Below are 26407 nucleotides of genomic sequence, written 5' to 3'. Positions count from 1 at the left end.
TCTAATCATGGAAACAGATAAAGCAAGCACTATGCTAATTTACTAATTTATTGATAATCAAATAAATGTACTTTGAAAAAATTATTCTAATAACTATATTTCGCTAAAAGAATTCACCGATAGTGAAATATAAATAGTACACAAATAGAATCTATTTTAAATCTGAGAAGTGAAATTTTTCTTAATCTAGGTTAATCAGCAGATTTGTGTTTATTGCCTAAGTTTGTAAAAGAAATTAACAACATCAAATTATAACTAGAACAATATGGAAACGATAAAACTAGAATTAGACGAGAAAAAACATGGCGCTTTTAATCTTTATGTTGATGGCAAAAAACAAGGTGAAATGACGGTAAGTATTAAACCGGATTTATTGACTGTTTATCATACAGGAGTTGAACCAGAAGCCGAAGGAAAAGGCTATGCCAAAAAACTTTTAGAAGAAATGGTCTCTTATGTTCGTACCAATAATTTAATGGTTTTACCGCTTTGTCCATACGTTCATGCGCAATTCACAAGACATCCGGATGAATATCAGGATATCTGGAAAAAATAATTTCTAAATTATTAAACACATAGAAACATAGCTTTTTATTGCGTTTAAAAGGCGTTTCACTTGTTTAAATACACATAGCTTCTATGTGTTAGAAACTAGTTTCTTTTATTTACCTTTTTAGAAACTAAAATTCTATGTATCTATGTGTTAAAACAATAGCAAATCCTTATAGTTTTTTTGCCACGAATTTCACAAATTTTCACAAATTCAAATATGCTTAATACATTCGTGAAAATTTGTGAAATTCGCGGCAAACAAACTGTGCTAATCTTTATAATCTGTGGCTAAAAAATTTACTTTAATCAGCCTCATAATTTTAAAAATATAACATTATGAATACAGAAATTTTAACCGATGGTATTCCTTTAAACGAAGCTAAAAAAGCTTTGATCATGATTCATGGACGTGGTGCAAGTGCTCATGATATTCTTTCAATTGCAAAACATCTTAAAGTTGATGACTTTGCATTGGTAGCGCCTCAGGCTGAAAACAGAACCTGGTATCCGTATTCTTTTTTGGCTCCACTTAATGAAAATGAACCTTCTTTTTCAAAATCACTAGAAGCTATTCATCAGGTTGTGGTGGCGATTCAGCAAAACGGAATCGAAAAAGAGAACATTTATTTTCTTGGATTTTCTCAGGGCGCTTGTCTTGCTTTAGAATTTACAGCCCGAAATGCTGCAAAATACGGAGGCGTTGTCGCTTTTACAGGCGGACTTATTGGCGATAAAGTATATGAGAATCATTATGCCGGAAATTTCGAGAATACACCAATTTTCATTGGAACAAGTGATCCTGATTTTCATGTTCCTGTTGAAAGAGTAAATGAATCTGAAGCACTTCTTCAAAAATTAGGCGCAGACGTTACTAAAAAAATCTATCCAAATATGGGACATACCATAAGTCAGGACGAAGTAGATTGTGCAAATGCATTAATTTTCAACAAAAAATAATGATTACGATAACGCGAGTTTACAGCGATACCAACGGCGAAAGTCATTTTGAAGACTTCGAAGTTCCGTTGAAAAACAATGGCGATATTGGTTTTTTATCTGATGATGAGCCTGTAAAATCAATCGTTTTTAGGGAAGTCAAACCTTCTTATGACTATGATTTTCACAATGCGCCAGACCGTCAATATATTGTTTTATTGGAAGGCGGTGTAGAAATCGAAACTTCTTTAGGAGAAAAAAGAAAATTTGAAACAGGATCTATTCTCTTGGTTGAAGACACTACAGGAAAAGGACACAAAACAAAAAATATGGAGCCCAAACTTCGAAAATCAATATTTATAAAATTATAAACTGCCGGCATTCTGTCGGCTTTTTTATTTATGAAATCTAAGAAATAACCTCACTATATTTTTTATCGATTTTCTAAATAAAACAGCTTCATTTATAAAATTACGATATATCGTAAAAACAAAAAACCACAACACAAGTAAAACACTAGTAAACAAACAAATAACACACTTGGAATGTTATTTGGTTATTAATTTACAAATGATAAAAGAGGCTTTTATTTCTTAATCTAGGTTAATCGATCCAGAGCGATAATGGAGGTAAATTTGTATAAGAAATCAATAACAATTTAATAGTATAATACCATGGAAAATAAAATTTTAGGCTTACACCATATAACTGCAATAGCAGGTGACGCAAAAAGAAACTTCAATTTTTACTCTAATATTTTAGGATTACGTTTTATTAAAAAAACAGTAAATTTTGATGATCCGGGAACATATCACTTTTACTTTGGTGACGAAGTGGGAAGTGCCGGAACAATCTTAACTTTTTTCCCTTGGGGAGAAGGAATTCAGCAAGGAAGAAAAGGTTCTGGAATGGCTACAGAAATTGGATATTCTGTTCCAAAAGGAAGCTTGGATTTTTGGCAGAAACGTTTCGAGCAATACAATGTAATTTATAATAAACCAGCTGAAAAATTCGGAGAAAAATATCTTACTTTCTTAGATCCGGATGGTTTAAAATTAGAATTAATCGAATCTAAAACAGACGATAACAGAAAAGCCTGGGAAACGGATGAGGTAAAAGCAGATGTGGCTACAAAAGGTTTTCATAACATTACTTTGACTTTAAACGACATTAAACCAACTGCTGCAATTTTAACGGAAATATTTGGTTACAAATTAATCGATCAGGATGTAAACCGTTACCGTTATGCTACAGATGCTGTAGAAAATGCTGCAATTGTTGACTTGGTAGAATTGGCTGATGAAAAACGCGGTTTAAACGCAAATGGAACTGTTCACCACGTGGCTTTCCGAGTAAAAAATGATGAAATTTTAATGCACTTCCGTGAAAAAATCGAAGCTTACGGATTGTCAATTACACCGCAGATCGACAGACAATATTTCCATTCTTTATATTTTAGAGAACCGGGAGGCGTTTTATTTGAAATTGCTACAGATAATCCCGGATTTACTGTAGATGAAAGCTTAGAAGAATTAGGCAAAAACTTAAAACTTCCTGCTCAATACGAGTCTCAAAGAGCTGCTATTGAAAATCATTTGGTTAAAATTAATTAATGATACTTTTAGAATAAACTAAAAATCAAAACCCTTAAACATTTCTGTTTAAGGGTTTTTTATTGGTCTAAATTGAAAGATTAATTTCTCAATTAAGTATTATCAAAATAACTTAAAAATTCTCAATCCCTTTTTGCAAAAATGCTGCATATTTTTTGACATCGGGTTCGTATGCTGCTGGTTTAGAAAGCATATTTCCGTTTGTATCCATCAAAGCATAATACGGCTGTGAATTAGTTTGGAACTTTTCAGTTTGAAAATTACTCCATTTATTCCCAATTGTTTTGATCTTTTTCCCGGTAGTTTTTGAAATAAACTGCTCCTTTTCCGGAAGTACTGTTGTATCATCTACATAAAGAGAAATCAATACATAATTGTTGTTGAGTTTTTCCCATACTTCTTTATCACTCCATACATTATCTTCCATCTTGCGGCAGTTCACACAACTCCAACCCGTAAAATCAAGTATGATAGGTTTATTTACTTTTTTCGCATAAGACAGTCCTTCTTCATAATCATGAAAACAGTTAAGATTTTGCGGACAGGGCTGCGAGTGTTTTTCTTTCACATTCTCTGCATTGGAAGAAACAGAAGCAACATTATTTTGATTCCATTCTTTGTAAAAAGACGGCGGTAAAAATCCGCTGGCTAATTTCAAAGGGGCGCCCCACAGCCCCGGTATCAAATAAACGACAAAACTGAATATCAAAATAGAAGATACAAAACCACTAATTGAAACTTTTGCATTGTTTTCGTATTCATCAAACTTTAGCTTGCCCAGCATGTAAAATCCAAATAAGGTAAAAATAACAATCCAAATGGCTATAAAAAGTTCACGCTTCAATATTCCTAATCCGTAAACAAGATCGAAAGTTGAGAGAAATTTTAGCGCCAAAGCCAGTTCTAAAAAGCCTAATATTACTTTTACCTTTCCAAGCCAGCTTCCCGATTTTGGCAGTTTTTTAAGCATACTCGGAAAAGCAGCAAAAAGCAGAAACGGAATGGACAGCGCAAATGAAAACCCAAACATTCCTATTGCTGGCCCAACAATATTTCCGCTGATTGCAGCTTCAACCAAAAGATTTCCTATAATTGGCCCTGTGCAGGAAAACGAAACCAATGCCAATGTGAAAGCCATAAAAAATATTCCGATCAATCCGCCTTTATCAGCCATTTCATCAGATTTGTTAAGCCAGCTGCTTGGAAGTGTTATTTCAAAAGCACCTAAAAATGAGATGGCAAAGACAACAAAAATCAAAAAGAAAATAAAATTTACGATACCGTTACTTGCCAAAGCATTCAGCGCATCTGGTCCTAAAGTCAGCGTAACAGTTAAACCAAGTGTAACATATATTGCAACAATGGATGCGGCATAAATAATGGCTCGTTTTATTCCTCCGTTTTTGGTAAAATAACTAACCGTAAGCGGAATCATAGAAAACACACAAGGCGTTAATATTGCTAAAAATCCGCCTAGAAATCCTCCCAGAAATATCCACCATAAATTAGCTTCTTTTACAGGCGGTACATAATGCGCATTTTCTGCACTTTGTTTAGGCAAGTATTTTAAATTAATTTCTTCGGTTTCCGGCGGAAGGCACATCGTACTTCCACACGACATATAAGTAAAAGTTCCTTTAATTTTTATGCTCCCTTTTACTTTTGGAATTATCTTTTGTATAAAAGTGACTTCATTTTCAAAATAATACAAAGTCTGATTCTTAAACTCCTTCTCTATTCGGTTGAGAGGTTTGGGTTCCATTACTCGGCCTGCAAGAACATATTGGTCTGATTCTTCAAAATGAAAAGATGTAGGAAGCGGACCATCCTGTATTTTATTAAACTGGCTGTTGATGTGCCAGCCTTTTTTAATTACAGCCGAAAATTTTAAATGTAAAGTATCGCCAGAACCTTGTTCAATGCTTGATTTCCATTTTACAGGATTTTCCTGAATCTGCGCGTTTACATTTATAAAAAACAAAATGAAAAGTATTCCAAGAATACCCTTAAATTTTTGATACATATTATTTATTTTTTGATTCTCCTTCTGGTTCAAAATCCAACGAAACAGAATTCATACAGAATCGTTTGTAAGTAGGCGCCGGACCATCATCAAAAATATGTCCCAAGTGCGCATCGCATCGTCCGCAAAGAACTTCTGTACGACTCATTCCGTGTGAGCTATCATCGTGATAACGAACGCTGTTTTTTCTAAGAGGTTCATAAAAACTCGGCCATCCGCAGCTGCTGGCGAATTTGGCATCAGATTTAAAAAGTACGTTACCGCAGGCTGCACAATAATAAGTTCCTTTAGTGCTGCTTTTCCAATATTTTCCTGTAAAAGGTCTTTCGGTATTTTTTTCTCTTGCCACCAGATATAAATCAATCGGTAATACCTTTTTCCATTCGGCATCAGAAACCGTCAATTTTGAGGTGTCAGTTGTTGAATAGTAAGGATTGTTTTCATGTCCTTTATCTGATTTCATATTTTGAGCATAACCGCTGGCAGTCAATAAAACTGCTATACAGCTTAATACTATATTTTTCATAGTGATCACTATTTGATTTTCTTTTTAAATATTTCCCTGAATTTTTCCAGTTCCGGCTGAATTACATATCGGCAATACCCCTGATTAGGATGCTTTTTATAATATTCCTGATGGTAACTTTCGGCATTATAAAATTTAGTGAAAGGTGTTACCTCGGTCACGATATTGCGTTCGTAGATTTTTTTCTCTCTAAGCTGCGCAATACAATATTTGGCTCTTTGTTTCTGAGTTTCATTATGATAAAAAATCGCCGAACGGTATTGTGTACCAACATCATTGCCTTGACGATTCAACTGCGTTGGGTCATGTGAAAGAAAAAAAGCTTCCAGTAATTCATCATATGAAATTAAAGACGGATCATAAACAATAGAAAAAGCCTCAGCGTGTCCGGTTGTTCCGGTACAAACTTCTTCATAACTGGGATTTTCAGTAAGACCTCCGGTATAACCAGGCGTAACTTTTAATACGCCTTTGAGCTGTGAAAATTTAGCTTCTCCGCACCAGAAACAGCCTGTAGCAAATGTTGCCGTTTCGGTTTGAACTGCTGTTGTTTGAGTTGAACTGCGTGAACTTTTAAAAGTGTGAAATGCAAATCCTGAAAGCGAGGAAAATATCAGGACATAAATTGCCAGAACGTGTTTTTTCATAAATTTTATTATTAATTCAGATAGAAATCTGAAATCTTCTGATTCAATCAAAAGCTTAGATTATTGAGCCGAGGCTTCTTTTGCAAATTCAAGCAATCCTGCTCCATCAACATATCCAATATGATTAGCAATTATTTTTCCGTTTTGATCCAAAATTAAAAGTGTCGGCAGACCTTCAATTCCCCATGTTTTGGCTAGTGTAGTTCCTTCTTCTTTTTCTACATCAATACTGAAATTGATATAATTTTTATTGAAATAAGCAGCTGCCTTTTGATCTTTGAATGTAGTTTTTTGGAGTTGTTTACAAGGCGCACACCATACTGCGTATGCATCTACAAAAATATTTTTATGCCTTGCTTTAGCCATAGTAAGTGCTTGCTGATAATTCTTCGGAACAAAATTTATTTCATTTCCTGTTTTCTTCTGAGCCTCCGCATTCAAAGAAATAAATATTGAAAAAAGAAGAAAACAAAATGATAACAGACCAGAACCGTTTTTTAAATTTTTCATTTGAATAAAATTTTACGATTAGCCGCTCCTCGCACCGATGCCGTCAGTAACCTTGAAACAGCGATGCTTAATAGCGGACACTTTAAAAAATAAGAAATGTTATTATTTTTTAAGATAAGAGAGTACTTCTTTAGAATGATCTTCACCTTTCATAAAATCTCTGAAGCTGTAAGCAATAACACCATCTTTTCCAATCACAAACGTTTCACGTCCGCTCAGGATCATAGTGCCTAAATTTTCTTCTTTTACTCCAAACAATTTCAATACTTTATTATCCGGATCGCTTAACAAATCAAAAGGAAGTTTTTCTTTAGATTGAAATGCTTTATGACTTTCAACTGTGCCGTTGTTTATCCCAATAACGAGAGCGTTAGCGTCTTTGTATTTTGCGTAAGCATCTCTAAAAGCGCATACTTCGGCAGTACAAACCGGGCTCTGATCCATTGGATAGAAAAAAACCACTATGTTTTGTTTTCCCAAATGATCTGCCAGTTTAAAATCTTTGCCATCTTGATTTTTTAGAGTAAATCCCGGAGCTTTATCTCCTTTTTTTAATGTTTCCTGTGCGTAGATATTCGAAGCTGTTAGACAAAGAACTGCAATTATCATCATTACAATTCCTTTCATTTTTTTTGATGTTATCATGATTTTAAATTTTAAATTGTGTCATTATTGACCTTGTAAAATTGCAATACAAAAAAGAGTATGCTTTTGCGATTAAGGTCAATTATTTGGTAATTTAGTTCAGCTTAAAAATTATTTTATTTAAGCGAAAAGCTGCGCATCAGAAGTAATCTGAACACTTAAAGCTTTTGATATTAAGCAATTCTGTTCTGCTGCTTTTGTTACGGCTGTAAATTCTTCTTCACTAATTCCCGGTACACTTCCTGTAATCGAAAGATGAATTCCTGAAATAGCAAAACCTTCCATTGTTAAAGTCGCTTCGGTATTTAATAATGTTGGTGTTAAGCCTTTTTCTGTCAAGGCAAAACTTACTGCCATTGTAAAACAGCCTGCGTGTGCCGCCGCTAATAATTCTTCGGGATTTGTACCTTTTTCATCTCCTGTAAAACGAGTTCTAAAACTGTAGTTTGTTTGGTTTAAAATTCCGCTTTGAGTTGTTAATTCCCCTTTTCCTTCTTTTGCACTTCCTGTCCATTGTGCTTTTGCTGTACGTTTCATTACTTTATTATTGTTTAATTTGATTGTCATTATTGACACTACAAAATTGCGTTATACTTAAGAGAAGGATTTTGTCAATAAGCCCAATTATTTGGCGATTTAGTCCAAAAAAAAAGCCCTAAATCTTTTCAGTTTAGGACTTTTGTTATCAGCTATTTTGTTTGTTAGAAAGACAATAGAGAAATTCCGGCATTTACATAACCCGCACTTGTATTATCACTCGTAAAAGAAGCATTGCTGTAATGTTCGCCATCTTTAAATAATCTGGAAGAGAAATAATTGTTGATACCGCCTCCCACGCTTAACATAATATTTTTAGCAAAAAGATATTCGAATGCTGCACCGCTTTTTAGTTCAATTGTATTGTAACTTACTTTACCATCGAGCAGATTATTACGACGATTATAAAAAGTACTGAACGAACTTTGGTTGGAACCGAGAATAACCCAGGCATTTCTTGCCACTTCTTTTTTAAGATTAATTCCTGTTGGAATATCTACAATAAGTTCCAATCCTGACGAAAGGAACTTATGATAATAATTTATAATGGGTTCTACCGGAATTGGCGAAGAAGGATCGATCAGCACCAAAAGTCCGACAGAAAATGAAGAGTTTTCTGTTTTCTTTATGGGCAGCGTGAAACTTCCATTAAAATTAAAACGCTTTACAGAATTCAAATTATCAGAAATACCTCTGGCTATCAATGAATATATAATGGGATGATTAAAAATACGGTCAGATCTGGAATAATTTACCGCAACATCTATCGTATTTCTATTCGATGTTAAAGGCATTAATTGAGAATCAGAAAGATTGGTTATATCTTTAAGTTCGATGGCGGTATACGTATAAAAAACCGTTGCCGAAAGAGAATTTCCACTCCATTGAATTGCCGGAGAATTGAAAAAAGTGGTGATACGTTCGGTCTTTATTTTTCCGTTTGCAAAATCTTGATCATCCAGTTTTGAATCAAAATCACTGTAACCAAAACTGCTGGCAGAAACACCAAACTGTCTCAATGCCGGATAGCGAATTGCCAGCTCTCTTTTTCCTGCACTTGTGGTGTCTGCCGCAGGATGTACAGATGACATACTGACCATGTTTTGTGCTTGTAATGCGCACGAGAAAAGTAATATATAAATGAAAAAGGCTTTTATTTTCATGGCTTTGTTATTTAAAATAGTATGTTTCCTGATTTAAAGTCCTGTTGTTTTATTGATAAACTTCTGTTTTCTAAACTGGAATATTGAACCGGCAATAAAGAGCAGTAATAAAACAAGAAGCGTATTCCCAATTACAGGATCTTTAATATCCTTAGCCAGCGGATGCCCAAGCGGAACTCTGGTAAAAGTTTCATTAACGGTTGGAACAAGTGACAGAAAAAAACTAAATGACAGCCAGAAATTTTCAAAATAACGAGCTCTTCCGCTGTTTTTTCTTTTTGAATTCAGAAAATAGGCTGCTAATACCAGAACGATAATAAAAATAGCAAAGACATGACCCGGATTAAATCCGCCATGTTTGGAGATTCCTAACGAGGTTAGTGAGGTTACGACTGTTCCGTAAAAATATATTTTACCGGATAATGTGTTCAAATTGATTTTACCGTATTTGATAAAATCTACTACTGCCGCTACAATTGCGGCAACACCTATAATTGTGTGAAAAATTCCTAAGCTTGATAATCCCATTTTTTATGATTTAAATTTGTTTGAAAATACACAGCAAACTTCCGATAGATCAAGGAGAATGGTTTTGTCAATTAGTCCAACTATTTGGCAATTTGGTTCACAAAAAAAGCATCCTTCAACTAAATGAAAGATGCTTAAATAGTATAAAAATGAGTTTTACAATTACTCTTTGTTATTTAGTTTTTGGCGGTAATTTGTTGGGCTGACGTTGTATTTGCTCGTGAAACTTTTGGTGAAATTTGCCAAGTCATTAAAACCGCAGTCAAAAGCTATTTCTGTAATACGCTGATCTGAAACTTGCAGTAATTCGGCAGCTTTCTCCAGTTTTTTAACTTTAATATAATTGGCTGGTGTATCGTGGAATATTTTTGCAAATTCACGTTTGAATGACGAAACACTTAAATTATTTTGCTGCGCCAGTTCTTCAATTGTGAGTTGTGAAAACAGATTTGCTTCTATAATTTGTTTGAAAGTATAAGTTGTAGGAGAAAAAAGCTGTGATAATATGAGTTGTATGGATTCTGAATTTTGTGTTTGAGAAAGCAAAAGTATAATCTCCTTTACTTTCAAAACCAAAATATCTTCGTTGATTAAAGAAGGATTTTCAAAATAAAACAATAATCCTTCAATGTACTTCTGAATTAGAAAATCGTTGTTTATTTTTTCACTTGATTTATTTGATATTACGTTCTTAGGTTTTTGAAGCAATAACGGAAGTTCTCTGTCGTATATTTTTTTTAATATCTCCGGATAAAACGTAACAATTACAATTTCACAATTACTGTTTGACTTTGAATTGTGTATTTGTTTCCCGGAATTTATACAATTCAATAATAACGAATAATTTGTGGCAACACTTATTTGTTCATCATCGATTTGATATTCAACGTCTCCTCCTTTCACGTATAAAAAACAAGCCTGCTCCGTAACCGGAAAATCAAAATTAAACGGTGGCGTTAATTCAATTTTTTGAATTAGTGTTTTGCCGTATAGATCGTGTTTTTTATAGTCGTTTATCATAACTTTTTATTTTCTTCTTTAAACTAATATTTAAATATCAGTTACAAACTCTTTTTGATTTGTATTATTATGATTGAATTAATTTTTCTAATTCTTCACGATGGTCTTCGCCCCACTGCGCTGTGTATTCAATTGCGGGTATGAGTGATTTCCCTAAAGAAGTCAGCTCATATTCGACCTTTAAAGGACGTTCTTCATATGTAATTTTGGTTAAAATACCATGATTAACAAGTTCGCTTAACTGGTTATCAAGAAGTCTTCTGGATGCTTTTGATATTTTGCGCTGGAGTTCTCCGGGACGTTTTATACCCGAATGAATACACCAGATTAAAGCGATTTTCCACTTGCCCTGAATTACCTCCATAAACAAATGCAGTCCACAGTCTAAATTTACCGGAATCTTCTTTTTGTACATAATTAATCGAATTGGGTATCAAAGGTAAAATATAAAAATGATAAATCTTATACGGCTAAATTTAGCCGTACTTGACTGATTTAAAAGCAGTCTGTAATTTTACAAAAAATAAAAAAATCATGAAATATAAATTATTCGGCACAGGAACGGGATTATATTCCAGCGAAATTATATTGGGCGCAGCGAGTTTTGGAACACGCAAAGGACACGGAACAAATCCAGAAGAAGTTCATAAAATATTAACGGCTTATGCAGATGCGGGTGGGAATTTTATAGATACTTCTGACCGATACCAACTTGGAGAATCGGAAGAACTGATTGGGAAATTTATAGAACACCAGCGCAGCAATTTTATCATTTGTACAAAATACACGCAAAGTAATGAAGCTGCGCCTAAAATCAGCAATTTTGGAAATCATCGCAAAGCAATGAAACAAGCTGTAGAATCTAGTCTGAAACGCTTAAAAACAGATTATATCGATATTTATATGCCGCATTTTGATGATGGCGTTACTCCGCTTGACGAAATTATTAGAGGTTTAGAAGATTTGGTAAAAAGTGGAAAAGTGCTTTATACTGGTTTAACTAATTTTCCTGCATGGAAGGTTTCTGCAATAGCTGCTTTAACCAAACTGACTGCTGTACAAATCGAATATAATCTATTACAGCGTACTGCAGATCGTGAATTTATACCAATGGCAGAGCAATTTGGCTTAGGAACTATGATGTATTCACCTTTAGCAGGCGGAACATTAACGGGAAAATACAGAAAAGGAGAAACAGGGCGAATAACTCTTGGCACTTCTGATTACCACGAAGATGAAAAATCAAAAGCAATACTGGATCAACTTTTTATTATTGCAGAAGAAATTGATTCAACACCCGGACAAGTGGCTTTTGCCTGGGTAAAATCTAAAAGCGCTTTTCCAATATTAGGCGCGCGTACCATTGAGCATTTTAATGATGGACTTAAAGCTTCTTCTATAGAATTAACAACCGAACATATTCAACAATTAGACAAACTGAGTGCTATTACTTTGGGATATCCGCATGATCTACTGGCAAGCGTGAGAAGTAAGAATTACTAATCTAAAAATTTGGCATAGAACTTATTCATTATAATTGAATTGTATAAATTTGTAAATGATTAAGATATATCTAAATAAAATATGAGTCAGTTTCTGGTAGCAGCGATTGGAGAAAATAAATGTACACTGGAATCTTATAATCGCAGGGATTTCTATAAAATTAGTCTGGTAACAACAGGCTGGCCGCCATGCCAATTGTATTACGGGAACCTTTCTCCTATAGAAGTAGACAAACCTGCGTTAGTACTGCTTAATCCGCTTGTACCTCATTCATGGGTGGTGCCAGAACGTGAAATCGAAACAGAAGGATATTTTTGTGTATTTGATGACAAGTTTATTAATTCCAGTGCACAGCTCAACGGATTAGCCAGCCAATTATTTAATGAACAGTCATCGCCTGTTTATTTTCCGGATAACGAGGAACTAGAATTTTTATCTGTTTTATTTAAGCGTATTCGAGCAGACTCTGATATTCAATATGATGACAAAGACAATCTTTTCCGCAGTCATCTCAATTTAATATTTCATGAGGCTTTAAAAATGCGAAATACGAAGGACAGAGCTGATAAAGGCACTTCGAGAATTGTAGCTTCATTTTTTGGTTTACTCCGAAAACAATTTCCTGTTGATTTACCTCTACAGACTATTAAATTGAAAACTGCATCAGATTTTGCCAGCTGTCTTTCAGTACATGTTAACCATCTCAATACTGCGGTAAGAAAGGCTACCGGTAAATCGACAACGGCACATATCAACGAACTTTTATTTGCTGAAGCTAAGTCACTGCTAAGCTATACGAATTATAGTGTAGCCGAAATCACTTTTGGTCTTGGTTTTGAATATCAAAGTTACTTTACGAGGTTTTTTAAAAAATATGCAGGAACTACTCCTTCTGATTTTAGAAAAAAGATTTGAAAAGTATAAATAATGCTTTGAAAAGTCTTTACTAAAATTCAAGATACCTCAATAGCTTTGTATCTATAAAAAATCAAATTATGGACACATCTATTAAATCTACATTTTTGCTGGGCGGCGACCTGAATATTAATCGAATGGGATACGGAGCAATGCGTATTACCTCACCTGATTTATTTGGTATGCCGCAGGATCCACAAAATTCTATCAAAGTACTCCAACGTGCTGTAGAATTAGGAGTGAATTTTATCGATACTGCCGATCAATATGGCCCTTTCATTTCGGAAGAATTGATAACCGAGGCTTTGCACCCGTATAAGCAAGAACTGATTATTGGAACTAAAGGCGGATTGGTTCGTTTTGGCCCGTGGGCAGATATAAATAACGACGCCAGCCCGCAGCATCTTCAGGATGCACTTGACGGAAGTCTGCGCAGGTTGAAACTGGAACGTATTGATCTATACCAACTGCATAGAATCGATCCTAAAGTTCCTGCTCCAATAAGTTTTGAATTTTTGGCTAAAGCTCAGGAACAAGGAAAAATCAGGCATATTGGTTTATCAGAAGTATCGGTTGATGAAATTAAAGAAGCACAAAAATATTTCAAAGTTGTTTCGGTACAAAATCGATACAGTGTATTAGAACGTCAGTGGGAACCTGTATTAGAATATTGTAAATCTCAGGGCATTGCTTTTATACCTTGGTTTCCTATTGGAGGCGGAATGACGCCTTTGACTGAGCAATTGCAAAAAATCGCCGATCGTAAAAATGTCACTATGCGACAGCTTGCACTAAGCTGGCTGCTTCATCACGCTGATAATATTCTGCTTATTCCTGGAACAGCCAATCTACATCATTTGGAAGAAAACATCAGGGCGAAAGAAATTTCACTTGATCAGAATGATATACTGGAATTGAACGCTTTAACGGATCAACAAAGCATTTAATTTTCTTTGATAAATAAAGTTTATACAATAAGGATGAGTTTTTATTCATCCTTATTATTTACTGTTTTATTCAGAATAAATACGAAAAAAACTCAAGTCTACTGACAAACAGCTGTCATAACATGAAATTACTTTTGTCTTATAACTTTAAAAAAATAAGATATGAATTTAGTATCAATTCGCATTATTACTGCCCGTTTAGAAGAACTAGTAAAATTTTATGAGCAGGTTACGGGGATAACCGCCGTACATTATACTCCAGATTTTGCCGAGGTTAAAACACCTACCACAACATTAGCTATTGGAAGTACCAAAACTTTACTTTTCTTTGGCGGTGATGAGGTCGCAAAACCAGCTCAAAACAGCAGTGTGATTATAGAATTTAAATCAGAAGATGTAGAACAAGATTATATTAGATTAGAAAATTATCTTCAAAATAATATCGTTCAAAAGCCTACCACAATGCCGTGGGGAAATAAATCATTCTTATTTCGTGATCCAGATGGTAATCTTGTCAATTTATTTACGCCGGTCACAGCAGAAGCTATTGCAAAATTTAACGCTCAAAATTAACTCTAACTATCGAAGAAATTCAGTTTGGTTTTAAATAGTATTTCCTGATTCAGATTTCAGTTGAAATCTGAATCAGGATTATAATTGAGTTTCCGCATATGAATTATTTTGTAGTTTTATAAAAATTTTGGGTGAATTATGCCGACTAAAAAAGAAACTATAGAAATACATAAAGATGAGCTAAACGCTCCGGGTATCGATATTGCTTCCTTTGATAATCTTCGGGAATATCTCCATACTGCACACAGGGACGATCATTATATGTTTGTTATCCTGCAAAATGGAAATTTTCTTTGGGAACTTGATTTTAAAGAAATAACCCAGATTGGCCCCTCTGTTGGTTTCGTAGCACCCGGACAAGTGCATCGCTATCTTGAAGCAAAACAATGCAAAGGCTGGTTGGTATTTGCAGACAATGATTTAGTTCCGCTTCAATATCGAGACATTTTCATTACCTATTTAAATGCAAAACAATCTGCATCGGTAACGAGTGGTGAAATGGTTTTTAAAATACTTCCGTTATTAGCATTAATGCTTGAACAAACGCATCAACCCTTGTTTGATTCTGTCGTAAGATCAATGATAGAAACTCTTGCTGGTTTGGTAGCTTCAAAAATTTTAGATTCACAAAATTCCATAATTCGTCCGGAAGGGCAAAAATATAATAGTGTCGTTAGATTTAAACAGCTGATAGCCGAGAACAAAACAAAAGTAAAACAGGTTCAGGAATATGCATCACTTTTAAATATTTCACCACTTTACCTTAACGAAATTGCAAAACAAATCACGGGCTTTCCGGCAAGTTACTGGATCAATCAGGAAATTTTACTCGAGGCCAAGCGCATGCTCTATTACACCACACTCGATGTTAAACAAATCGCTTACGAGTTAGGCTATGAAGATTATCAATACTTTTCACGCTTCTTTAAAAAGAATACTGGTATGACTGCTCTTGAATTCAGAAATTCAAAACCATTAATTGTCCAATAACAGCCATTAATCGGCTATGCCCTGCACTGCCCTTCCCGTCTACCTTTGCCGTTGTATAATTATAAAAAATCTACAATGGTACAAACCAACAATTTTACTAAAATGATCACACCAATAATTCTATCGGTGTTTGCTATTTACTTAACTATTGGCATGACTCTGGGCATATTGCCCGGTTTTATAAAAACAAATTTAAACCTCAGCAATTTTATTGTGGGCGCAGTTATCGGACTCCAGTCATTTGCGACTTTGTTTACAAGGGCATATTCCGGAAAAATAACAGATACAAAAGGAGCTAAAAACAGTAATCATCTGGGAATACTACTTATGATTATTTCAGGAGTTATTTATATAACAGCTTCTCTATTTTCTAATAATGTTCTCGCTGCTATAATTTTATTGATAATAGCCAGAATTGTACACGGAACTTCTGAAAGTCTTGCTATAACTGGCGCTCTATCTTGGGGAATAGGTCTGGCAGGAATACAGCAATCGGGAAAAGTGATGACGTGGAACGGAATTGCCATGTATGCAGGAATCGCAATTGGCGCTCCGGCGGCTTTATGGCTTAAAAGTACTTATGGCATAACGATCGTATTTATTTTAATCTGTGTGCTTTCTGCTGCGAGCTGGCTTTTTACACTTAAACTGCCTTCTTTACCTGTAGATCTTTCTCTTGTTAGATCTCCGTTTTACAAAGTTGTGGGGCTTATTTCACAACAAGGACTGGCATTGGCATTTTCAGCGATTGGGTTTGCCTGTATATCATCATTTATTGCGCTGTTGTTTTTAGATAAAAACTGGGGAAATCCGTCATTGGCTTTCATGGCATTTGGATTCTTTTATATATTGACAAGAGTTCTTTTTTCTTCTTTCCCTGATAAATTTGGCGGTTATAAAGTGGCACTAGTATCTTTGGTTATCGAAATCACAGGTCAGTTTTTGATTGGATTTGCTCCTTCTAAACTGATTGCTTTGGCAGGCTGTTCTCTTACCGGAATAGGATTTTCATTAATATTTCCATCACTGGGCGTACTGGCAATTAAAAAAGTAGTGCCACAAATGCGCGGAACTGCTTTAGGCGCTTACGCCGCTTTTTTTGATCTTTCACTTGCCTTGGCCGGACCGGCAGCGGGACTTATTGCAGGTTTCTATAACTATCAGTCTGTTTATTTCTTTGGAGGAATCAGTTCGCTTCTTGCAATAGCAACTTTATTTTATAAAAAACAGTAATGCTTTTTTTGCTTTTAAAAATTAAAAGCTCATTATAAAATGAGGTTTTTTCTTTTATAGATTTTAAACTATCAATTCTGATTTTTTCCACTAAATATTTTTAATATTATTTTAAGAAAATTTTAATCCTGCTATATGAATTTATACTTCTATTTATATATTTGTAATCAGTCTAAATAAGAATAAATTACAAAATTTCACATGAAAACAACATCTAAAACACTTAAAAATAATGTTTTAACTAAAGTGTTTCTAGCATTCCTGATCGTATTTTTTTGTTCAGAAGCTGCTTTTTCCCAGTCAGCTTTGGGAACTATTTCAGGTAAAGCAATTCTGAAAGACGGAAATCCTTTACAAGGTGCTGTGGTAAAAATTTCAGAATTAAATAAAACTACCACAACAGATTCTGATGGTACTTATCTACTAAAAAATATTCCTTTTGGAACGTATTTAGTTGAAATAAAACTAAACGGTTATGAGTCTGCTCCGGCTTCTGTTTTAGTCGATCAAAATAATGCAAATCCAACTCTTGATTTTGAACTTGCTTATACTTCACAAAAATTAGAGGAAGTTATTGTAAGTTCTGGAGGAAACCGATTTGCAAGAAAAGAAAGTGAAGAGGTTTCTAAAATGAAACTTAAAAACATGGAAAATCCGCAGGTTTACAGCATTGTAAGTAAAGAACTTATGAAAGAACAAGTAATCACGGATTATAATAGTGCTTTTAAAAACATTCCTGGTGCAGGTATTTCTGAGGTTAGAAACCAGGGAAGATCAACTAATATTTCGAGAGGATTTGTAACACCTCAGTTAGTAAGAAACGGAGTTGGAAGTTTTACTTATAATTCAATTGATCCTTCTAACTTAGAGCGTATTGAAGTTATCAAAGGACCATCGGCAACATTGTTTGGAAGTACAATTTCATCTTTTGGAGGTTTGTTTAACAGGGTAACAAAAAAACCTTTTGATTTCTTTAAAGGTGAAGTATCGTATTCTGCAGGTGATTGGGATTTAAATCGTTTTACAGCCGATATCAATACCCCGATTAATGATGATAAAACTGCTCTTTTCAGAATTAATACAGCTTTACATAGTGAAAGAAGTTTTCAGGATGCAGGTTTTAATAAAAGCTTTTTTATTGCTCCAAGTTTTTCTTATCAGGTAAACGAAAGACTTACTTTACTTATTGATGCTGAGTTTAGTGCATCAAAAGGAGTTTCACCAATGAGATTAGCTCCTTTTACCGGAGCTGGTGCTACTGCACACAGCATTGAAGAAATGGAAATTCCTTATAAACTTTCATTTGCTAACAATACTGTAAATTACACCGCTCAGCAGTATAATATATTTGCACAGTTAAAATATCAAATATCAGAGGAATGGACGTCACAAACAATTATTTCGCGTACAAGATCATCATCAGAAGGATATACTGTAGCGTTGACAGCTATGAGTAACGAAACATTAAGACAACAAGTTACAAATCAGGATTTTCCTTATTACGGTACAGATATTCAGCAAAACTTTAATGGTGATTTCAAAATTGGAAACTTACGTAACAGAGTTGTAGCAGGTTTAGATTTCTACAGCGTACGTGCAACGCGTAATGATGCAACGGTAAATATGCCGGCTGTCAATTTTAGAACACCGGGAGATGCTTATAATAACTTTACTATCGATAAAATAAAGCCATTATTTGCGGCAGCTACTTACACAAATTATACATCTAACAACGAAAGAACATACAGCGCATATATATCTGATGTATTGAATATTACTGATCGATTAATTGTAATGGCTGGTCTTAGAGCTGACCGTTATATTAATAAAGGATTGTATTATCCGGCTACTAACACCACTACAGGGAATTACAACCAAACCGCATTTTCTCCAAGATTTGGAGCAGTTTATCAAATTGTTAAAGATAAAATTTCTGTATTCTCAAATTACATGAACGGATTTAATAATGTTGGCGGTTCTGATTTTAACGGAGATGTTTTTAAACCAAACCATGCGAATCAGTTAGAAGGAGGATTTAAATTCGACTTTAGTAAAATTAGTGCTACTTTGAGTTATTATAATATTGAAGTAACTAACATTACCCGTAATGATCCGGATCATGCTAATTTTCAAATTCAGGATGGTACACAGTTAAGTAAAGGCTTTGAAGCTGAACTTATTGCAAACCCTATTAAAGGTTTAAATATTGTGGCTGGTTACACGTATAACGACAGTAGATTATCAAAATCAAATCCTAGTACAAACGGATTACGACCAACAACTGCAGGTTCGCCAACAACTGCCAATCTTTGGGCAAGTTACAGATTAACACAAGGTGCTGCATCTGGTCTTGGATTTGGTGTTGGAGGAATTTACGGAAGCAAATATTTCCAGACTAATACGGCTGCTTTTAAATTCCAAATCCCTGAATACACAGTTTTAGATGCTTCTGTTTTCTATGACAGACCAAAATACAGATTAGGTTTAAAAGTGGATAACTTAACCAACGAGAAATACTGGTCATACCGTTTAGCTGCTCAAAATCCAACGAGGGTTACCGGAAATATTACCTTTAAATTCTAAGATTTTCAGTTCTTTATTTCGACTGATATTATTTACATTTGGCTTTTATAATAAGTTATGACCAAAGGTTTTAAAAAGATAATAAAACAAATACATTTGTGGCTCGGTTTAGCATCGGGCCTCATTGTTTTTATAGTGAGCATTACTGGATTTCTTTATGTTTTTGAAGAAGAAATCCGTGATTTTTCAAACAAAGAATATCTGCATGTTCCGGTTCAGCAAAAATCATTTATAGGATTAAAAACTATAATTGAAAATTATGAAAAACTGGAACCTAAACAGAAAATTACTGCTTTAAAAGTAAACAGAGAAGATCCTAATGCTGCCATTGAGATTTCTACCAAAAAGAAAAAGACCTATTATTTTAATCCGTATGACGGAAGCTTAATTAACAAGCAAAGTTCGGACTGGTTAAATATTGTTCTTGAAATACACCGTACTTTATTACTGGGAGACGTTGGAGAATTTATTCAAGGCTGGTCAGTAGTGATTTTTATTATTATGCTGATTACCGGACTTGTATTATGGTTTCCGAATCAAAAACGATTACTAAAGCAATCACTAAAAATAAAGTGGAGCGGTTCTTTTAAAAGAGTCAATTACGATTTGCATCAGGTTTTAGGGTTTTATGCTTCTATTGTTTTGCTTTTAATCGCTTTTTCCGGAACGTACTTTAAATTTGATACGGTTAAAAAATCGGTTAGTATAGTAACCGGAAGCAAACTTAGAAAAGGTGATGAAGTTTTATCTAAAGAAAAAATTGATTCAACCACAATTCCGGTTCGATACAATAACATATACGAAAGTGCCAACTCGAAATATCCGGGAGCAACTTCTGTTTCATTTTCGATTAGAAAAACGGGAGAATTGAGAGTTAGAATGACATATCCGAATGATTGGGCAAGAAATCAAAACATGCTTTTCTTTGACGGAAAAACGGGGCAAATGCTTCGCACAAAGCTTTACAAAGATAACAATGCTGCCGATGTATATGAAGCCAGTAATCATGATTTGCACACAGGAGTTTTCTTTGGTCTTACAGGGAAAATAATCTGGTGTTTGGTAAGTTTGATTGGAGCTTCGCTTCCTATAACCGGATTTATTATTTGGTGGAAAAAAGGAAAGAAAAAAACTAAAAAGATTAAAGCTTAAAAACCTTCAGCCAATAGAAATAAAAAAAGCCTTTAAACGTTTCTGTTTAAAGGCTTTTTTACTTTTGTAATCTTCAACTATTTTATAAACTGAATAATAAATCCTCCTTTTGGAGCTAAATTATAATTCCATTTTGAAGTTATAGGATAATTTGAAATCTTAAATTCCATCAACGGATCTGTGCCTTCAGAAATAACCCTGAATTTCGAAAATCCCTTACCGTATCTAGCTAAATCAATTAAAATTGGCGATACTGCATTAGTGCCATTTATTCCAATAATATAAGACAGATTATCTTTTTTACGTGATAAAACAATTGTTTTTCCCGGTTCTGCAATTATAGCTTCCGTTTTATCCCAAGTCGCCGGCATCTCTTTAAATAAATCTTTAAGTTCATTTGGAAGCGAATTAAAAACTTCTTCTGAATCGGCAAAATGAATAATTCCCGATGTGTAAATCATGGCCATTGCCAATTCATGCACTGCCGTATTTAAACGCGTATATTTTCTAAATGTCAACGCAAACGGTGTATAATCTGCAGGTCCCGCAACGTTTCTCGTAAAAGGCAAAACTGTATTTTGCTGTGCAGCCATTTCAGGAAATCTTGGTTCATAGAAATAACTTTCAGTTCCTAAAATAGCTTCTGCCGTTACAAAGTTCGGCCATGTTCTATGCCAGCCTCTTGGAACCGTTGTACCGTGCAGGTTTACAAGCAAATGTTCTTTGGCTGCATCTTCAAAAACCGATTGAAGCGTGCTCATAACCTCTTGTCTGTCTGAACACCAAAAATCTATTTTAACACCTTTTACGCCCATGTCGGCCAATTCCTTAAATCTCTTTTTCCTTTTTTCAGGATTAAAATATTCTGCCGAATATCCCCAAACTAATGGCTGAACTCCTTTAGATAAAGCATGATCAATAATTTTTCCTTCTTTATTCGCTTTTTCCCAACCCGCATCAAAAAGTGTATATCTAAAACCAAAGGAAGCCGAAACATCAGTAAACTTTTTATACATTTCTGGTGTAAAATCATCAGGATGTGACCACCATGACCAGGCTGCTTTTCCCGGTACAATCCATGAAGTATCTTCAATTTTAGAGGCCGGAGCCAAATCCGTAATCAAAGTTGACAATAATATATCTCCCGCTTTATCGCCAATCAAAATAACTCTCCAAGGCATTGTCCAGGGTAAATTTGATTCAGGATAAGCATTTGTGTCCGGCAAAGGCAAAGTGAATTTTTCATCTTTTTCTGCAAAAGCAATTTTATACATTCCTCCATTAGAATCCGGCTGTAAATGACAACCCGGAAATACGCCTTCCGCTCCTGATTCTGCAATTAAAACCCAATTTTTAGTATCGTTTACATTAAAAAGTGCCGGCATACACCAGCCAACTGAAACATTTCTCGCACCGCTTATTGGATCTCCTGATTTTACATTCACATAAAAATCTTCATAACCCGGAGTATAATCTCCTGCTTTATTGTACGGCTGAAGCCAGCCTTTTGCATTTTGATCGATATGAAATCCTGTAATTTCATTTTTAACCACTCTGGTTTTCTCTTCTTTCTCCGCAAACTTATACCTAAAAGCAACTCCTTCTTCTCCCGCAATTAAATCAATTGTAATTAAAGCGCCTTGTTTGTTCTTAAATGTTATGCTTTTAGTTTTAAATATATGATCGGCAACTTTATTATTGGCGACTTTAAGTTCATATTTTTCACGCTTTTCTTCGATAGGCGAAACGTTTACAACTGACAAACCAGAAGTAAAATCATTATTTTCAAGATTCAAACCGAGCGGAGAATCCAGAATTATTGTTTTATCTCTGCGCGTAACTTTATACGACAACTTTCCGCCTTCGGTTAAAGACAAAGTAATTTTATTTAAATTATCCTTAGACTTCAGGTAAAGGTCTTTGTTTTGAGCTTTACCGCTTGTCAGCACAAAAAATACGGCGGGTATCAGTAAGCTCAAAGTTCGATGAATAAATATTTTTCTCATTATATAATTTTTAAAGGTGATAGTTCAATTTTAAAACATAGATTTTCGCAGAGATTGTAAAGGTTATTTTGCCACGAATTGCACAAATTTTCACTAATTAATTCGTGCTAATTCGTGAAATTCGTGGCATAAAAAAATCTTTTTAATCCCTATAATCTGTGGCATAAATATTTTTAATTTTCAAGAGTCACAACATCAAAAGCATAAGTAATCGTTTCATTATAAACCTGCTCTGCCTTGAATATTGTATTTGGAAAATGTGCATGAGTGGGACTATCCGGATAATACTGGCATTCTAAACAAAGACCGTCAAAAGGTTCATAAAACTTAGAATGTTCCCCAATTTCCGCACTGTATAAATAATCTCCCGTATACAATTGTACTCCCGGATAAGAAGTAAACACACACATGATTCTTCCTGATATTTCTTCGAATAATTCACAAACCGAATCTTCATCGTCATTATTTCTATTAAAAATATAATAGGTATTCAGTCCGCCATCTTTCATAACATCTCCTAATTTGTAATGGTAAAAAGAACAGTTTTCTGCAGGTATAATTCTTCCTGTCGGAATATAATCTTCTGTACTTTCAACTATTTTGTCAGCCTGAATATTCAGATAATGATGATGTATTTTTTCGGTACAAGCCGATAAATTAAAATACGAATGATTTGTAAAGTTTATTGGAGTTGGTTCATCGGCTACAGCCAAAAATTCAATTTTCAGTTCGTTTTTATCCGTCCATTTGTAAATGACTTTGGTTTTTAAATTTCCAGGAAAACCGCCGTCGCCGCTTTCATTCTCCAAAGTAAAAATTACAGCATCTTCTTTTATACTAAAATCAAAAACCTTACTGTTAAATCCGGCTGAACCACTGTGGTTATTGTTCTTGCCATCATTTTTATCTAAATAATAGGTTTTATCTTCAATAGAAAATTCGGCATTATTGATTCGGTTGGCAAAACGACCAACAGTTGCTCCTATATAAGATTTATCTTTTATGTATCCTTCTAAAGTTGGAAATCCTAAAACTACATTTTCCTTATTTCCGTTCTTATCCGGAACTACTATGGATTTTACTATGGCTCCATAATTAAGCAGTTCTACATAATTTCCGTAAACATTTGTAAGTGTGAATTTAAAAATTTCTTTTTCTGCATACCACCCAAAAGGCTCATATGCAATTGTAATTAAAGGATTCATATTGTTTTAAAAAAGGATTAAAAACATGAGGGTTATAATAGTGTTTCAAATGTACTTTTGATTATTCGTCTCAAAATGGACATTTTTTTTAAAAGCATGGATTAAATTACGATATTTGGAAAAGACAATCCGTAAAATGAAAAATTCATCTCAAAAAGAAAAAATAAAAGTTAAAGAAGGTTTCTTAGGGCAGCGCATGATTGTGATTCCTAAAAACATTCTTTCAAACATTAAAAAGAATCCTCTTATTGCGAGTTTGTATTTTACAGATATTGGCGTTTTCCCGAATGCAAGCCATCACTCCATGAAACGAAAACACGGAAGTAAACAATACATCCTTATTTATTGTTATAAAGGTGAAGGCATTATTAGCAAAGAAAACAAAACCATAACGCTCAAAGCGAATACCTTTTATATTATACCTCCCGAAGTTGCGCACGATTATTATGCTTTAAAACAAAACCCGTGGAGTATTTTCTGGATTCATTTTACGGGACCGCAGGCACCTCATTTTTATGACAAATTCATAACGGAGTTTCCGGATTCAGCACCGCAGCTTTCGCTTGAAGAAAGACGAATTGAACTTTTTGAAAACATACTCGATGTCATGGAAGACGGTTACAGTGCGAGTAATCTCGAATTTGCCAATCTTTCATTATGGCAATTGCTGAATGCTTTTTTATATGAGAAATTTTTCATTCAAAAGAACCGAAAATTTTCAGAGGATAATACTATTGAATCCGCAATTGACTACATGAAAAAACATCTGGATCTTTCGTTAAAAATCAATGATGTTGCTGCTTATTTTAATTATTCGTCATCCCATTTTTTTACCTTATTCAAGAAGCAGACGGGCTATTCTCCCATACATTATTTCAACTATTTAAAAATGCAGAAAGCCTGTCAGTATCTCAGTTTTACTACTATGAGCATAAAAGAAATCAGTTTTAATCTGGGCTTTAATGATCCGTTGTATTTCTCCCGTTTGTTTAAAAAAATAATGAGCACTTCGCCTATACAATATCGCACAGAATACAAACAGTAACGCAATGGTTTTCGTATTTTAATACAGCGCATCAAAAAATCAGATTATAATCCATCTATTCAAAAAAAATATCCATAAATCAAAGGTTTCTATTCCGCTAATTTTACAAAAGCTATTAAACCCTTTTTATGAAAAATTATAATTATACCTTTTTACTATCGATTAGCCTTGTTGCAGCATTGGGTGGTTTACTCTTTGGCTACGACTGGGTTGTAATAGGTGGTGCAAAACCATTTTACGAAATTTATTTTGGCATTTCAGATTCTCCGGCTCTTCAGGGCTGGGCGATGAGCAGTGCCCTTGTTGGCTGTGTAGCAGGTGCAGCTGTTGCCGGAAAACTGGCAGATACGTACGGAAGACGTCCTATGTTAATTGTTGCCGCAGTATTATTCTCCTTATGTGCCATTGGTACGGGAGCTTCAGAAACTTTTACCATATTTATTATCTGGCGAATTATTGGAGGAATCGGAATTGGGATTGCCTCTACAATATCACCTTTATATATCGCAGAAATTTCGCCACAGGAAACCCGCGGACTTTTTGTATCAATAAATCAGCTTACCGTTGTTATAGGCATTCTGGCAGCACAAATAACCAATATGCTGATTACAGAAGTGATTCCTGCTGGTTATACGCACGCCCAAATTCTGGCCTCATGGAACGGACAAACGGGCTGGAGATGGATGTTTTGGGCAGGATTTTTTCCGGCAGTTTTATTCTTCCTTTTAATGTTTTTAATTCCTGAAAGCCCTAGATATCTGGCTAAAAAAGGAAAAAATGATACAGCAGAAGCAACGCTTACCAAAATTGGCGGATTAGCTTACGGAAAAGAAGCTATCACAAAAATCAAAGAAACTTTTACAGACGAAACGGAAAAAACCGATTTCAAAATGCTTCTTGACAAAAAGGCTTTACCTATATTGACAATTGGTATTGTTTTAGCCGCTTTTCAGCAATGGTGCGGGATCAATATTATCTTTAATTACGCTCAGGAAATTTTTGTTTCGGCTGGTTACAGCATCAACGATTTGTTTATGAATATCGTTATTACCGGAAGTATTAATCTAGTTTTTACTTTGGTTGCTATGGGTACTGTAGACAAATGGGGACGTAAAAAATTAATGCTTTTTGGCTCTGCTGCATTGGCAATAATTTATGCTTTATTGGGTTATTTTTATTATACCAATGTTACCGGTTTCCCTTTATTATTACTGGTTTTATTAGCCATTGCCATTTACGCAATGTCACTTGCTCCTATTACCTGGGTTATTTTATCTGAAATTTTCCCTAACCGAATCAGAGGTGTTGCGATGTCTATTGCCACATTTGCGCTCTGGATTGCTTCTGCACTATTGGTACAAACATTTCCAATTTTTAACGAATACCTGGGCACGTCAGGAACTTTCTGGGTGTATGGTATTATCTGCGCCTTAGGATTTGTATTTGTTTTCAGAAAACTTCCTGAAACTAAAAACAAAAGTCTTGAAGAGATTGAGGAACTAATGGTTTCTGATCGTCAATCGAAGAATATTCAATAATCTAAATTTCATTACAT

26 protein-coding genes are annotated in these 26407 nt (G+C 34.5%); 14 read left to right on the top strand and 12 right to left on the bottom strand.

Annotated features, from left to right (window positions below; all coding sequences use genetic code 11):
- The first annotated feature begins 265 nt into the window (after window positions 1-265).
- The 4 genes from APR43_RS23005 (at window position 266) to APR43_RS22990 (ending at window position 3101) form a co-directional block, all read left to right on the top strand.
- Window positions 266-556 (top strand): GNAT family N-acetyltransferase, encoded by a 291-nt coding sequence (locus APR43_RS23005; protein WP_053472813.1) that lies wholly within the window; start codon window positions 266-268, stop codon window positions 554-556.
- Between the two features lie 332 nt (window positions 557-888).
- Window positions 889-1509, top strand: coding sequence for an alpha/beta hydrolase (locus APR43_RS23000; RefSeq protein WP_053472814.1), 621 nt, complete (start codon window positions 889-891; stop codon window positions 1507-1509).
- Window positions 1509-1859: a hypothetical protein gene (locus APR43_RS22995; protein ID WP_053472815.1), complete on the top strand. Its 351-nt coding sequence runs from the start codon at window positions 1509-1511 to the stop codon at window positions 1857-1859. The genes APR43_RS23000 and APR43_RS22995 overlap by 1 nt, the downstream gene beginning before the upstream one ends.
- Before the next feature lie 303 nt (window positions 1860-2162).
- On the top strand, window positions 2163-3101 hold the full coding sequence (locus APR43_RS22990) for a ring-cleaving dioxygenase (protein ID WP_053472816.1): 939 nt from the start codon (window positions 2163-2165) through the stop codon (window positions 3099-3101).
- Window positions 3102-3213: 112 nt separating this feature from the next.
- Here the strand turns inward: APR43_RS22990 and APR43_RS22985 are convergent, their stop codons facing one another.
- From APR43_RS22985 to APR43_RS22940, 10 genes are all read right to left on the bottom strand, one after another.
- Window positions 3214-5124 (bottom strand): protein-disulfide reductase DsbD family protein, encoded by a 1911-nt coding sequence (locus APR43_RS22985; protein WP_053472817.1) that lies wholly within the window; start codon window positions 5122-5124, stop codon window positions 3214-3216.
- A 1-nt stretch (window position 5125) separates the two neighbouring features.
- Entirely contained in the window at window positions 5126-5650 is a 525-nt protein-coding gene (gene msrB, locus APR43_RS22980) for a peptide-methionine (R)-S-oxide reductase MsrB (RefSeq protein ID WP_053472818.1), read from the bottom strand.
- 8 nt (window positions 5651-5658) lie between these two features.
- Window positions 5659-6297 (bottom strand): peptide-methionine (S)-S-oxide reductase MsrA, encoded by a 639-nt coding sequence (msrA, locus tag APR43_RS22975; protein WP_053472840.1) that lies wholly within the window; start codon window positions 6295-6297, stop codon window positions 5659-5661.
- Window positions 6298-6357: 60 nt separating this feature from the next.
- Complete coding sequence (locus APR43_RS22970; RefSeq protein WP_053472819.1) at window positions 6358-6807, bottom strand: thioredoxin family protein; 450 nt, start codon at window positions 6805-6807, stop codon at window positions 6358-6360.
- A gap of 102 nt (window positions 6808-6909) precedes the next feature.
- Complete coding sequence (locus APR43_RS22965; protein ID WP_088636443.1) at window positions 6910-7452, bottom strand: peroxiredoxin; 543 nt, start codon at window positions 7450-7452, stop codon at window positions 6910-6912.
- Between the two features lie 120 nt (window positions 7453-7572).
- Entirely contained in the window at window positions 7573-8019 is a 447-nt protein-coding gene (locus tag APR43_RS22960; RefSeq protein WP_317044749.1) for an OsmC family peroxiredoxin, read from the bottom strand.
- A gap of 134 nt (window positions 8020-8153) precedes the next feature.
- Window positions 8154-9152 carry a hypothetical protein gene (locus APR43_RS22955; protein ID WP_123924560.1) on the bottom strand — a complete coding sequence of 333 codons (999 nt, stop codon included), beginning with the start codon at window positions 9150-9152 and terminating at the stop codon, window positions 8154-8156.
- Window positions 9153-9185: 33 nt separating this feature from the next.
- The gene (locus APR43_RS22950) at window positions 9186-9680 is read right to left on the bottom strand and encodes a hypothetical protein (protein WP_053472821.1); all 495 of its coding nucleotides are present in this window, start codon (window positions 9678-9680) and stop codon (window positions 9186-9188) included.
- Window positions 9681-9842: 162 nt separating this feature from the next.
- Window positions 9843-10700 carry an AraC family transcriptional regulator gene (locus tag APR43_RS22945; protein WP_053472822.1) on the bottom strand — a complete coding sequence of 286 codons (858 nt, stop codon included), beginning with the start codon at window positions 10698-10700 and terminating at the stop codon, window positions 9843-9845.
- Between the two features lie 67 nt (window positions 10701-10767).
- Window positions 10768-11115: a winged helix-turn-helix transcriptional regulator gene (locus APR43_RS22940; RefSeq protein WP_053472823.1), complete on the bottom strand. Its 348-nt coding sequence runs from the start codon at window positions 11113-11115 to the stop codon at window positions 10768-10770.
- A 119-nt stretch (window positions 11116-11234) separates the two neighbouring features.
- Here APR43_RS22940 and APR43_RS22935 point away from each other — a divergent pair, with 119 nt between their 5' ends.
- The 8 genes from APR43_RS22935 (at window position 11235) to APR43_RS22900 (ending at window position 20596) form a co-directional block, all read left to right on the top strand.
- Complete coding sequence (locus APR43_RS22935; RefSeq protein ID WP_053472824.1) at window positions 11235-12203, top strand: aldo/keto reductase; 969 nt, start codon at window positions 11235-11237, stop codon at window positions 12201-12203.
- Between the two features lie 81 nt (window positions 12204-12284).
- Window positions 12285-13118 (top strand): helix-turn-helix domain-containing protein, encoded by an 834-nt coding sequence (locus tag APR43_RS22930; protein ID WP_053472825.1) that lies wholly within the window; start codon window positions 12285-12287, stop codon window positions 13116-13118.
- Between the two features lie 80 nt (window positions 13119-13198).
- Window positions 13199-14065 carry an aldo/keto reductase gene (locus APR43_RS22925; protein WP_053472826.1) on the top strand — a complete coding sequence of 289 codons (867 nt, stop codon included), beginning with the start codon at window positions 13199-13201 and terminating at the stop codon, window positions 14063-14065.
- A 162-nt stretch (window positions 14066-14227) separates the two neighbouring features.
- Window positions 14228-14638: a VOC family protein gene (locus APR43_RS22920; protein WP_053472827.1), complete on the top strand. Its 411-nt coding sequence runs from the start codon at window positions 14228-14230 to the stop codon at window positions 14636-14638.
- Window positions 14639-14776: 138 nt separating this feature from the next.
- Window positions 14777-15628, top strand: a complete 852-nt coding sequence (locus tag APR43_RS22915; protein ID WP_053472828.1) for a helix-turn-helix domain-containing protein — start codon at window positions 14777-14779, stop codon at window positions 15626-15628.
- Between the two features lie 75 nt (window positions 15629-15703).
- Window positions 15704-16861, top strand: a complete 1158-nt coding sequence (locus tag APR43_RS22910; protein ID WP_082356445.1) for an MFS transporter — start codon at window positions 15704-15706, stop codon at window positions 16859-16861.
- A gap of 201 nt (window positions 16862-17062) precedes the next feature.
- A complete protein-coding gene (locus APR43_RS22905; protein ID WP_053472830.1) occupies window positions 17063-19444 on the top strand; it encodes a TonB-dependent receptor in 2382 nt (793 codons plus the stop codon).
- A gap of 135 nt (window positions 19445-19579) precedes the next feature.
- Window positions 19580-20596 (top strand): PepSY-associated TM helix domain-containing protein, encoded by a 1017-nt coding sequence (locus APR43_RS22900; RefSeq protein ID WP_240514985.1) that lies wholly within the window; start codon window positions 19580-19582, stop codon window positions 20594-20596.
- A 77-nt stretch (window positions 20597-20673) separates the two neighbouring features.
- Here the strand turns inward: APR43_RS22900 and APR43_RS22895 are convergent, their stop codons facing one another.
- Complete coding sequence (locus APR43_RS22895; protein WP_053472831.1) at window positions 20674-22602, bottom strand: glycoside hydrolase family 97 protein; 1929 nt, start codon at window positions 22600-22602, stop codon at window positions 20674-20676.
- A 173-nt stretch (window positions 22603-22775) separates the two neighbouring features.
- A complete protein-coding gene (locus tag APR43_RS22890) occupies window positions 22776-23807 on the bottom strand; it encodes an aldose epimerase family protein (RefSeq protein ID WP_053472832.1) in 1032 nt (343 codons plus the stop codon).
- Between the two features lie 115 nt (window positions 23808-23922).
- Here APR43_RS22890 and APR43_RS22885 point away from each other — a divergent pair, with 115 nt between their 5' ends.
- Complete coding sequence (locus APR43_RS22885) at window positions 23923-24852, top strand: AraC family transcriptional regulator (protein ID WP_240514984.1); 930 nt, start codon at window positions 23923-23925, stop codon at window positions 24850-24852.
- Between the two features lie 128 nt (window positions 24853-24980).
- Window positions 24981-26390, top strand: a complete 1410-nt coding sequence (locus APR43_RS22880) for a sugar porter family MFS transporter (RefSeq protein ID WP_053472834.1) — start codon at window positions 24981-24983, stop codon at window positions 26388-26390.
- Window positions 26391-26407 lie beyond the last annotated feature (17 nt).

The organism is Flavobacterium sp. NLM (assembly GCF_002210235.1).
GTDB classification, from domain to species: Bacteria; Bacteroidota; Bacteroidia; order Flavobacteriales; family Flavobacteriaceae; genus Flavobacterium; species Flavobacterium panici.
This window is presented reverse-complemented; position numbering and strand designations above follow the sequence as displayed.

What these genes read in the sequence shown, in the direction of transcription:
- APR43_RS23005 (WP_053472813.1), top strand. Translation starts at nt 266, where the DNA reads ATGGAAACGATAAAACTAGAATTAGACGAGAAAAAACATGGCGCTTTT.
- APR43_RS23000 (WP_053472814.1), top strand. Translation starts at nt 889, where the DNA reads ATGAATACAGAAATTTTAACCGATGGTATTCCTTTAAACGAAGCTAAA.
- APR43_RS22995 (WP_053472815.1), top strand. Translation starts at nt 1,509, where the DNA reads ATGATTACGATAACGCGAGTTTACAGCGATACCAACGGCGAAAGTCAT.
- APR43_RS22990 (WP_053472816.1), top strand. Translation starts at nt 2,163, where the DNA reads ATGGAAAATAAAATTTTAGGCTTACACCATATAACTGCAATAGCAGGT.
- APR43_RS22985 (WP_053472817.1), bottom strand. Translation starts at nt 5,124, where the DNA reads ATGTATCAAAAATTTAAGGGTATTCTTGGAATACTTTTCATTTTGTTT.
- msrB (WP_053472818.1), bottom strand. Translation starts at nt 5,650, where the DNA reads ATGAAAAATATAGTATTAAGCTGTATAGCAGTTTTATTGACTGCCAGC.
- msrA (WP_053472840.1), bottom strand. Translation starts at nt 6,297, where the DNA reads ATGAAAAAACACGTTCTGGCAATTTATGTCCTGATATTTTCCTCGCTT.
- APR43_RS22970 (WP_053472819.1), bottom strand. Translation starts at nt 6,807, where the DNA reads ATGAAAAATTTAAAAAACGGTTCTGGTCTGTTATCATTTTGTTTTCTT.
- APR43_RS22965 (WP_088636443.1), bottom strand. Translation starts at nt 7,452, where the DNA reads ATGATAACATCAAAAAAAATGAAAGGAATTGTAATGATGATAATTGCA.
- APR43_RS22960 (WP_317044749.1), bottom strand. Translation starts at nt 8,019, where the DNA reads ATGACAATCAAATTAAACAATAATAAAGTAATGAAACGTACAGCAAAA.
- APR43_RS22955 (WP_123924560.1), bottom strand. Translation starts at nt 9,152, where the DNA reads ATGAAAATAAAAGCCTTTTTCATTTATATATTACTTTTCTCGTGCGCA.
- APR43_RS22950 (WP_053472821.1), bottom strand. Translation starts at nt 9,680, where the DNA reads ATGGGATTATCAAGCTTAGGAATTTTTCACACAATTATAGGTGTTGCC.
- APR43_RS22945 (WP_053472822.1), bottom strand. Translation starts at nt 10,700, where the DNA reads ATGATAAACGACTATAAAAAACACGATCTATACGGCAAAACACTAATT.
- APR43_RS22940 (WP_053472823.1), bottom strand. Translation starts at nt 11,115, where the DNA reads ATGTACAAAAAGAAGATTCCGGTAAATTTAGACTGTGGACTGCATTTG.
- APR43_RS22935 (WP_053472824.1), top strand. Translation starts at nt 11,235, where the DNA reads ATGAAATATAAATTATTCGGCACAGGAACGGGATTATATTCCAGCGAA.
- APR43_RS22930 (WP_053472825.1), top strand. Translation starts at nt 12,285, where the DNA reads ATGAGTCAGTTTCTGGTAGCAGCGATTGGAGAAAATAAATGTACACTG.
- APR43_RS22925 (WP_053472826.1), top strand. Translation starts at nt 13,199, where the DNA reads ATGGACACATCTATTAAATCTACATTTTTGCTGGGCGGCGACCTGAAT.
- APR43_RS22920 (WP_053472827.1), top strand. Translation starts at nt 14,228, where the DNA reads ATGAATTTAGTATCAATTCGCATTATTACTGCCCGTTTAGAAGAACTA.
- APR43_RS22915 (WP_053472828.1), top strand. Translation starts at nt 14,777, where the DNA reads ATGCCGACTAAAAAAGAAACTATAGAAATACATAAAGATGAGCTAAAC.
- APR43_RS22910 (WP_082356445.1), top strand. Translation starts at nt 15,704, where the DNA reads ATGGTACAAACCAACAATTTTACTAAAATGATCACACCAATAATTCTA.
- APR43_RS22905 (WP_053472830.1), top strand. Translation starts at nt 17,063, where the DNA reads ATGAAAACAACATCTAAAACACTTAAAAATAATGTTTTAACTAAAGTG.
- APR43_RS22895 (WP_053472831.1), bottom strand. Translation starts at nt 22,602, where the DNA reads ATGAGAAAAATATTTATTCATCGAACTTTGAGCTTACTGATACCCGCC.
- APR43_RS22890 (WP_053472832.1), bottom strand. Translation starts at nt 23,807, where the DNA reads ATGAATCCTTTAATTACAATTGCATATGAGCCTTTTGGGTGGTATGCA.
- APR43_RS22880 (WP_053472834.1), top strand. Translation starts at nt 24,981, where the DNA reads ATGAAAAATTATAATTATACCTTTTTACTATCGATTAGCCTTGTTGCA.